Genomic DNA, 1,731 nt, shown 5'->3' on the forward strand with positions numbered 1-1,731 from the left:
CGTCGGCGACGGCCGGGCGGACGTCGGCCCCGGCCGGGCGGACGTCGGCCCCGACCGGGCGGACGTCGGCGACGGCCGACTGGATGTCAGCCCCGGCCGGCCGCCGCACGGCGGCGCACCACCAGGACGGCGCCGACCGCACCCGCCGCGAGCAGCGCGGTGCCGCCCGCGACCTCGGTGGTTCCGACGGAGCCCTGGGAACCGCCCGCCCCGGCGCGCACCGGACCCGTGACCGCCGGATCCGTGGAGTTGCAGAAGCGCTGGGCGGTGGACGCGGTCATGTTGGCCTCGTCCTCGGCGTTCTTCCTGTCCTCCGCCGACGCGTTCGGGTCCTTGCTGACCGTGTCGAAGTTCCGCTGCGCGATCTCCGCGTCGTCCAGCGCCCGCTGGCAGCTCTGCGACACGGCCTGCGCGTGCGGGGCGGACAGAGCCAGCGCGCCGCCGGCGAGCGCGAGGCCCGTGAGGGTACGCAGGGAACGTATGGAACGCGTGGAACGCATGGGCAAACCTCCGTCGAGCGCGCGGCCTCGTTGCTCCGTTGCCCCGAGTCACTGCTGTGCGGGAACCGCGCCTCTATCACCACTAGTGCGACGTGCGGTCCGTCCTGTACCGCGGACACGCCGGAGTTCCCCCGTCCGGCCCAGGAGGCCGCGAGCCCGGCCCGTCGCGGGATCGTCACCCGTCCGGCGGAGTCCTGGCGGTGGCCGCAGGCGCGCGCGGCGGAGCGCTGATAGGCACGACTCAGAGAAGTAACGAGGAGAAGCAACGCGGAGAACCAACGCGTCGACGGAAGGTCTGATCGTGCTCTCAGCCCAGATTCCAGCCCAGCTCGCACTCCCTGCGGACACCGCGCTCGCGGTGGAGTTCCAGCAGGGGATCTCCGACGCCTGGTCCAAGGTCGCCCAGTTCGTACCGAAGCTCGCCGGTTTCCTGGTGATCCTCGTGATCGGCTGGTTCGTCTCGAAGCTGATCGCCAGGGTGCTCGACAAGGTACTGCGCAAGGTCGGCTTCGAGCGGCTCAGTGAACGGGCCGGGTCCGCCAAGATCTTCGACAACTCCAAGTACGACGCGACCTCACTGGTGTGCAAGGTCGTGTACTACGCGCTGCTGCTGGTCACCCTCCAGCTCGCGTTCGGCGTGTTCGGGCCCAACCCGGTCAGCGGTCTGATCGACGGCATCGTCGCCTGGCTGCCGAGGGCACTGATCGCCCTGGTCCTGGTCGTGGTGGCCATGGCCATCGCCAACGCCGTGCGCGGCATCGTCTCCGGCGTCCTGTCGGCGGCCTCGTACGGGCCGATGGTGGCCAGGATCGTGTGGGCGGTCATCGTCGCGCTCGGTGTGATCGCGGCCCTCGGCCAGGTCGGCATCGCGACCACCGTGACCCAGCCCGTCCTGATCGCCGCGCTGGCGGCCGTCGCGGGCATCCTGATCGTGGGTGTCGGCGGGGCGATGATCCAGCCGATGCGCGGACGCATCGAGCGCTGGATGGACACGGCGGAGGCCGAGACCGGCCGGATGCGGGCCCAGCAGCCCGCCGCCGACGCGTCCCACGAAGGCGCCTACCGTGCGGGCCGCGAGGACGCGCTGCACCACCAGCCCGTCGTGAACCCGGAGCGCGTCGACCCCATGTGACGCCGCAGGACCCGTCGGCCCCGCCCGCGCCGGCCCACCCCCCGCCCGCCCCCCCGACGCGGGGGCGCCCGAACACGCCGCCCACCGCAGTCAGACGGC

The 1,731-nt window shown here is 72.4% G+C and carries 2 protein-coding genes; one reads left to right on the forward strand and one right to left on the reverse strand.

Annotated elements, in window-relative coordinates; all coding sequences use genetic code 11:
- Nucleotides 1-86: 86 nt before the first annotated feature.
- Nucleotides 87-500, reverse strand: a complete 414-nt coding sequence (locus ACWGIG_RS38755) for a hypothetical protein (protein ID WP_453326424.1) — start codon at nt 498-500, stop codon at nt 87-89.
- Between the two features lie 301 nt (nt 501-801).
- On the opposite strand from ACWGIG_RS38755, the gene ACWGIG_RS38760 reads away from it, so the two are divergent.
- Nucleotides 802-1,632 (forward strand): membrane protein, encoded by an 831-nt coding sequence (locus tag ACWGIG_RS38760; protein WP_453326425.1) that lies wholly within the window; start codon nt 802-804, stop codon nt 1,630-1,632.
- Nucleotides 1,633-1,731 lie beyond the last annotated feature (99 nt).

This window comes from Streptomyces sp. NPDC054863 (assembly GCF_053610825.1).

What these genes read in the sequence shown, in the direction of transcription:
- ACWGIG_RS38755 (WP_453326424.1), bottom strand. Translation starts at nt 500, where the DNA reads ATGCGTTCCACGCGTTCCATACGTTCCCTGCGTACCCTCACGGGCCTC.